The organism is candidate division WOR-3 bacterium (assembly GCA_029858255.1).
Classification (GTDB): domain Bacteria; phylum Hydrothermota; class Tepidihabitantia; order SM23-42; family SM23-42; genus SM23-42.
In genome coordinates, this window is record JAOUFJ010000055.1 from 1 (window position 1) to 7,442 (window position 7,442).

7 protein-coding genes are annotated in these 7,442 nt (G+C 47.2%); 3 read left to right on the top strand and 4 right to left on the bottom strand.

What is annotated here, in order from left to right; translation table 11 throughout:
• Positions 1 to 68: 68 nt before the first annotated feature.
• From OEV79_11990 to OEV79_12000, 3 genes are all read right to left on the bottom strand, one after another.
• Entirely contained in the window at positions 69 to 554 is a 486-nt protein-coding gene (locus OEV79_11990) for a hypothetical protein (GenBank protein ID MDH4212156.1), read from the bottom strand.
• Between the two features lie 159 nt (positions 555 to 713).
• Positions 714 to 1,268, bottom strand: coding sequence for a hypothetical protein (locus tag OEV79_11995; protein MDH4212157.1), 555 nt, complete (start codon positions 1,266 to 1,268; stop codon positions 714 to 716).
• Positions 1,269 to 1,494: 226 nt separating this feature from the next.
• Positions 1,495 to 3,003: a right-handed parallel beta-helix repeat-containing protein gene (locus OEV79_12000; protein ID MDH4212158.1), complete on the bottom strand. Its 1,509-nt coding sequence runs from the start codon at positions 3,001 to 3,003 to the stop codon at positions 1,495 to 1,497.
• A 214-nt stretch (positions 3,004 to 3,217) separates the two neighbouring features.
• Here OEV79_12000 and OEV79_12005 point away from each other — a divergent pair, with 214 nt between their 5' ends.
• The 3 genes from OEV79_12005 (at position 3,218) to OEV79_12015 (ending at position 5,606) form a co-directional block, all read left to right on the top strand.
• Positions 3,218 to 4,249 carry a hypothetical protein gene (locus OEV79_12005; GenBank protein ID MDH4212159.1) on the top strand — a complete coding sequence of 344 codons (1,032 nt, stop codon included), beginning with the start codon at positions 3,218 to 3,220 and terminating at the stop codon, positions 4,247 to 4,249.
• Between the two features lie 62 nt (positions 4,250 to 4,311).
• On the top strand, positions 4,312 to 4,968 hold the full coding sequence (locus OEV79_12010; protein MDH4212160.1) for a hypothetical protein: 657 nt from the start codon (positions 4,312 to 4,314) through the stop codon (positions 4,966 to 4,968).
• Between the two features lie 71 nt (positions 4,969 to 5,039).
• A complete protein-coding gene (locus OEV79_12015) occupies positions 5,040 to 5,606 on the top strand; it encodes a GNAT family N-acetyltransferase (GenBank protein ID MDH4212161.1) in 567 nt (188 codons plus the stop codon).
• A 253-nt stretch (positions 5,607 to 5,859) separates the two neighbouring features.
• Here OEV79_12015 and OEV79_12020 read toward each other — a convergent pair whose 3' ends face one another.
• Positions 5,860 to 7,236 (bottom strand): PQQ-binding-like beta-propeller repeat protein, encoded by a 1,377-nt coding sequence (locus OEV79_12020; GenBank protein MDH4212162.1) that lies wholly within the window; start codon positions 7,234 to 7,236, stop codon positions 5,860 to 5,862.
• Positions 7,237 to 7,442: the final 206 nt, after the last annotated feature.

Here is a 7,442-nt window from a genome sequence, read left to right on the forward strand (position 1 = left end):
TTGTGAAGATTCGACCCCGGAAGCTACAGGACTCGTGCTATTATGCTTACACTCGCCTCGGCGCTTAATTACCAGATGACGTAAACAACCTGGTCCGCCGCTCTTAAAAGATACGTGTTTCCCGCTCCATCCTTCAGTTGCACGATGGCATCGACGAGCACCGGAGAGGGGAAAGTATCCCATTTTGGCCCGTCCACGGCAACTTTTTCCAATTTGAAGTCGTCGATAGTTGTATATTCTTCTTCGAAATCAGTTACCCACACATCATGAGCGTCATTGATAACCCACAGAAAATCAGCGTCGAGCGACGATGGGAACGGCAGCGAATCGGTTGCCACCACCCATATACGTGCGAACATCGGGTCTCCGTCCGGCGGACAGATCGGCATGAAACTACGGAATATGGCTGTTTCCAGAATGAATTCCCGGTTGTCGATCTCGACTTGCTCGGGTGCGGTCAGGAGTTCATCTATTTCATAATCCGGAAATCTGGAGCAGGTCAACAGAATCCCTGCGGTTAGGAAAACGCAGCATAATAACATGAGATGTTTCACATTACCTCCGTGCAGGATAATGCTAACTATATCATGCACGCTTGTCAATATTCCCCTGTTATGAAATACCGTGAGCAGGTCGCGAGAAAGGAAGCGGATGTTTATGCCGCGATAGGTATAAGGCCTAGTACCGTAAGCTATCTTTGTTTCAGCAATTTGCTATGACATCCAGTCGATGACCTCGAGAAACAGCGTACGGTCTGGTAAGTAGAACCGCCTGCCTCCTCGGCCCGCCATCTTATGCGCCATGAACTCAAAGTGCTCGACCAATATGCTACTTACTCTTTCACCCTTTATTTTTTGGTGAATAATTGCATCACCCCTCTGGAGCATATCGGCCAGGCGGTATTGGAATCGTTCAACAAGCCTCGCTTCCTCTGCAAGATCTGAAATATTCACTGAATCTGTCTCTAATGCCATAGCGCGCAACTTTTCAAGCAACCGGATGTCATCCGCGACATCGTTCTGATCGATAAAATGCTGAAGATTCTCGATGAGGTGCGAGTAACTAACGATTACCGTTGCGGGCTCGGTATAATATATGACAACCTTTGCGTCCTTTATGTCTTTCAGTTCTACCGATACTGTATCGCTTCTGTTACTTGGATACTGTTCGCCAGCCGCGCTTGCCCTTTGATTTGACCCGCATCGAGTGCACGATAGGTATAGTATCGCAGTGACAAGCAATGATGTAAGCACGCTGCATCGGGACATTTTCGCTCCTTTCCCATCCTTTGAGGATGTTGCGTTATCGTATCTTGGACTCAACGAATGTCAATATCCCATTCCAGGTAAGGGCTGCCGTTTGATGAAAGTCGATTATGGGATCAAATCTCGACATTGGAGATTTCAGATCTGAGATGAGAATATCCTCTGTGAAATTCTCTCAAAAGTGAACTAAATATCGCCCTTCATCATCAGGCTCTGCGACAGGTTGGGTTTATTGTATCTTGATGACTTTTTGCGTGACTACTCCATCTATTTCAATAAAATAGACGCCACGCGTTATTTTTGCTGGTACCACAACCCTACCCGTGATGTCGAAGACGCGGCAGTTTTTCCCTTTGGGCAACTGCAATGGACCGCGGATGACTGTCGGACCGGGAACGTAACTTTCTTTCACCGGGTTTACGACCGGCTGCTCTGCTATACCCCACGGATAGTGAAGCCAAGGGTCGAAGTCAACATAATCACTGACTGTATCGCCCATGCCGCCGGGATTCAGGGTTGGATGAAAAGGACCTGTTGAATCACCCCACCAGTTGCTTTCGGCAATAACGGTCATGTCCGGAATAGTATTGTAGACTCCATACCTGGTATTGCCTGAAATATTACTGTGGGCAATAGTGAGATCATAGCAATAGTATGCGCAGCGCACGCCATCAATCCCGTTATCAGAAAGAGTGCAGCTGTCAATAACGACATAGCCTTGGTACAGCATAATACCTCCGCCCGTGTTTTGCGATGCGTTACCGGTGATTATGTTGTTTATTGCCGTCAGCGAGTCACTGCAAATACAGATTCCACCACCACTTCCCCAGATACCTATTGTTGTATTCCCTGATATGATGTTATCGCGTATCAGGATATTGGATAAAATTGTGCAAATGCCGGCACCGTCCTCCGCAGAATTTGCCAATATTTCGTTATTACTGATCAGGGGAGAAGAAGCGTCATAGCAACAAATGCCGCCGCCCGAAGAGGGACTTCTGCCTGGACTAAGATCCTTTGTCGACCTCGGAGTAAACCGAGGATGGCAATCCAAGGCTGCATCGTGATGGCAGACATTGTCACTTATAGTATTGCCATTAATGTTGGGAGATGATAAATGCCAGCAAAGAATACCTCCACCAAACCATGCCAGATTGTAACTGATTACATTATTCGTTATTCTTGCGTATGAGTGATCGAGACAGAGAATACCGCCGCCGCCGAATGGGGTCTTGTTATATGATATAGTATTGTCTTCGATTATGGGGCTGGCGTAAGAAACACATGCGATGCCCGCCCCGCCAAGTGAGTAATTTGCCGCGATGTTTCGGGTAATGATATTTTCACATATATAGGGAGAGGAACTGTCACATAGAATCCCTCCAGCGAGATCCTGTCCGGAAGTGTAGCCTCGCTGGATCGTAAACCCTTTGATCATCGTGAGTGAGTCGACGCAGGTGGTGACCGTAATGACACGGCCGGCACTGTCACCATCTATGACCGTTGAATCCGGGCCGAACTCGCTGATTAGATCTATCCCGTGAACATTTGGCCAGATGATATTCTCAAAATAGGTACCCGGGCCGACAAGCACAGTGTCGTCTGCGGTACAGCCATTGAGTGCAACTTGAATCGAATTGAGCGTGGAATCGGGATGGACATACCAGATGGTAGCGTGGGCTGTAGCGAATAACAGCAGACAGGTCAATGCGGCAATCGGCAGCTTGAAGCATTTCATACTCCTCCTCTACAAATGTGGTGTCAGTTCATAAACAAGTAATATCTACCTCTATATGATACTTTGGAAATGGCAAAATGTCAAGATGGGGCAAATACGATCCAATCTCGGCGCGTGACAATAGCAGCCAGGTTGCCAACACCAGTGTGCGTTGACACTAACTCTTATCTATTTATAATTGATCACATGTAGCAATTTGAGGCATAGAATGACTATGAAGATGTTTGTAAATCACAATAATCAAGCACACGCTGAATTGATATTCATTGTCCTTTTTACATCAGTCGTGCTTTCCGCCATTTCCTGCAATCGCGGCAGGTATGGCGAGATAGTTGACTATCGCAAAGGAATGAGCATGCCCAGCTGGCAGAGCTATGAGTATTTGGACAGCAGGGTAATTGAATCAATGCTTGTCTTGACAGAGACCGGGGCAGACCACATCGCAGTTGTTCCGACCTGGTATCAGGAATCCGCGGAAAGTCACTCTATCTATCCGACAGTTAACACACCGGTGGACAGCGCGGTTATCCACGTCATTATGGAGGCGAAGGCATTAGGGTATGAAGTGATGCTAAAACCTCATGTGGATGTTGAGGATGGTACATTCAGGGGCGACATTTCTCCCGGCGATATCAATGCCTGGTTTAACTCTTACGAGGAATTCGTTCTCCATTATGCAAACATTGCCCAGCTCACCGGTGTCGAGATTTTTTGTGTCGGTACGGAGTTAAAAAATCTTTCATCAAGATCCGAGTGGATCGAAATAATCACCTCGATCAAGAGTATCTATTACGGTATGATAGTCTATGCTGCGAACTGGGATGAATATCCATCGGTCGGTTTCTGGGAATATTTGGATCTTATTGGTATAGACGCCTATTTTCCCTTAGCTCAGGATAGAGAAGCAACAATTGAAGAATATCTTCAAAATCTTGAACTTTGGTTGTATCAGATCGACAATTTTCAGAGAAGTATAGGCAAAGATATCCTCATCACCGAAGTGGGATTCAGAAGCGTGAGAGGCTGCGCCGTCACTCCGTATGAATGGCAGCAGGACGGTATAATGGATGAAGAATCTCAGGCAGATGCGTACAGAACGATCCTTGTGACTCTTCAAAGAAAATCCTGGTTGACTGGTATATTCTTCTGGCAATGGGATCCCATTCTAAGAGAAGATTCAATCGGATATACACCCTACAATAAACAAGCAGAGGACGTTCTTCGGGAATTCTGGGTTGAACAGTGAATGTCCTTTTTTGCCTCGTTACACTCGCTTTCTTTCCGAAAACTGATGGGTCGGAACTTATCATGGAAACGTCGTTGAATGCATTAACGTTCACTCCCAGATGGACTCTTGAGACTTATCCTGGGTATCAAGTATTTCTTGGTGGTGGATTAAGATTTTCGCATGCCTTTCTTTTTGGTGATGAGATATCAATAGGAGCAGATATCGGGGTCGCCAACAGATTTCATATAACATATTTCCAATCCTACACAGTATGGGGAATAGATGACTCCAATGTGTGGCTGATGTGGGATTATGGGGGTGACGTAAATTTCTTGGCACGGGTGGGCTTACCGACGGGCCGTTATGCTGATGGTATAGGCAGGGGAGCCTATTCATTTGAAATATATACGAAGAAGGCTGATATTCTACGCAGAAGCAGTATTTGCCTTGGATATGAATGGATAGGTACGAACCCTGACAAGGTTAACTACGGTGATAAAATCCACCTCGGATTTGAGGTGTGCAGCTGGGTTGGAATCAATTCTTACTATGCGTTTGCTGATAAAGGAAGCTACTTTTCATTGCACGATTCGCCCTCTTTTGCCGTTGAGATATCCCTTGGGAGGAACTTAACGTTCACGAAAGTCTACAACATCGTGTTAGTATTCGAGCAGACCATACTGGGGAAAGACATTCCGTTATCAACTGGTATATCATTAAGAATGTCGCGTAAATAGAACGCGATAAATGATTGACTCTACTCAATTGGCATGCACACTCCTATCCGTCGAGACGAGAGGGGGATCGGATGAAGCTGAGTTCAAAGCTCAATGTGTGTATTGAAGGGGCATCAGTGTACCTCCGGCCGGTCATGCTGCGCGACGCGCCAGTGATCAGAAAATGGCATAATGACCCGGAAATCATGCGCATGGCGCGGATCGGCGAGAAGAAAACGACAATTGCTGAGGAGCATACTGATATCAGATCGGCGCGCAAATCAGATAAAGAGGCGTATCATATTATTGTGAAGATATCAGACAATAAGCCGATCGGTTTTCTGCGGTTCATTTATATTGACAGAGCGAGTGGTAACGTGTGGTTGCGCATGATGGTCGGCGACAAACAGGCATGGGGTAAGGGCTTTGCCCGTGATGCGATGCAGACCTACCTGAAGTGGCTGTTCGATGTAATCGGTATCCACCGGGTCAGCCTTGAATGTTATTCGACCAATAAGCGTGCAATTGAATTTTACCGGCGAATGGGATTTCGGCGAGAGGGCGTGCTGAGGGAGGCGGTTTTGATCGATAACAAATATCGCGACATTTTCTCATTCGGCATGCTCAGGAAAGACTTTCGGTCAGAGGACGGAGGTTGATTTTTTGACATTCTTTCACACGGCATTTTCGATCTGAATAGACCAAATCCGCTGTCGCATTTTTTCATAAGTCAACTGCAGATAACGGAAAAGTGGGGTAAAACCTCGGGTAATAATCCTGCCGAAATTTAACGATGCACAGCCCTTATCCTTACAGGACCTTCCTCGCGGAGGACCTTCGGCCGGCAGGAGCTACGACAGGTTGGGTGTTGACCCTAACTCCGTATCTTCCCTGAAATTCTGAAGAAGCGCCTCAATCCACTCTTCCGGTATGTTTCAAATCGTGATGGAACATTGGCCAGGGAGTATCTGCCAGAGGGCCTATACCCTGAATCGCATAGAGATAATGATCATCTGACCCGACATAGATCGTGCCGTCGGTACCGATCGCCGGTGAAGAATACACGAAACCGGCTGTTTGGTATGACCATTTCAGTGTGCCATTGGGGTTCATCGCATAGAGATAATGATCATCTGACCCGACGTAGATCGTGCCATCCCCACCGATCGCCGGTGATGAATACACATCATCGCCTGTGTGGCATGACCATTTCGGCGTGCCACTGGGGTTTATCGCATAGAGATAATTATCCAATGACCCGACATAGATCGTGCCGTCTCCACCGATCGCCGGCGAAGAAGTCACACCACCGATTGTTAGGTATGACCATTTCAGAGTGCCATCGGGGTTTATCGCATAGAGACGATTATCAGCTGACCCGACATAGACCGTACCGTCTCCACCGATCGCCGGTGATGAATGCACGCCACCGCCTGTTAGGTATGACCATTTCAGTGTGCCATTGGGGTTTATCGCATAGAGATAATTATCAGCTGACCCGACATAGACCGTACCGTCGGCACCGATCGCCGGTGAAGACAAATACATGATATGGCCTGTTTGGTATGACCATTTCAGTGTGCCATCGGGGTTTATCGCATAGAGATAATTATCCCATGACCCGACATAGATCGTGCCATCCGCACCGATCGCCGGCGATGAAGCCACATCACCGCCTGTTTGGTATGACCATTTCAGAGTGCCATCGGGGTTTATCGCATAGAGACGATTATCAGCTGACCCGACATAGACCGTACCGTCTCCACCGATCGCCGGTGATGAATGCACGCCATCGCCTGCTAGGTATGACCATTTGAAGGTGCCATTGGGGTTTATCGCATAGAGATAATTATCGTATGACCCGACATAGACTGTACCGTCGGCACCGATCGCCGGTGATGAATACACCCAACCGCCTGTTGAGAAACGCCATTTGAGTGTGCCCTCAATGATAACAATCACCGAAATGGTATCCGAAATGCTCTCGTTCTCAGCCGCATCGTAGGCAATGGCATAAATAGTGTGCGATGAGTTATTCTCGAGACCGGTCGTCACCCATGAATATCCATACGGCTCTGCTGTGGAGGTTGACCTTAGGGTATCGTCAATGTAGAACTGAACGCTGTCCACCTCATTATCATCGCTTGCATCGGCAGTAATGTTGACTGTCCCGCTTACCATGGAACCGTCGGTCGGATGGGTGATCTCTATAACCGGCGCTTCACTATCGCCACCGCAACCGATCCACAATAACAGACATACTGTAATCGCTGACAAAACATTCTTCATCTTTCCTCCTCATCTTCTACTGCAAAAATGCACAACAAACAAGTGCTCACACAATGCAGGCTATTGCACAGAGCTGAAATAACTTATACAGATATAGAATCTCGAGGCTGCAGTATCGTCACACCCCAGACCCTTCTGTGGAAATTTTACTCCAATCTTTGATGTTATCACAAAATCCAGCATCCTCATTCCTTGTCTGAAGAAGC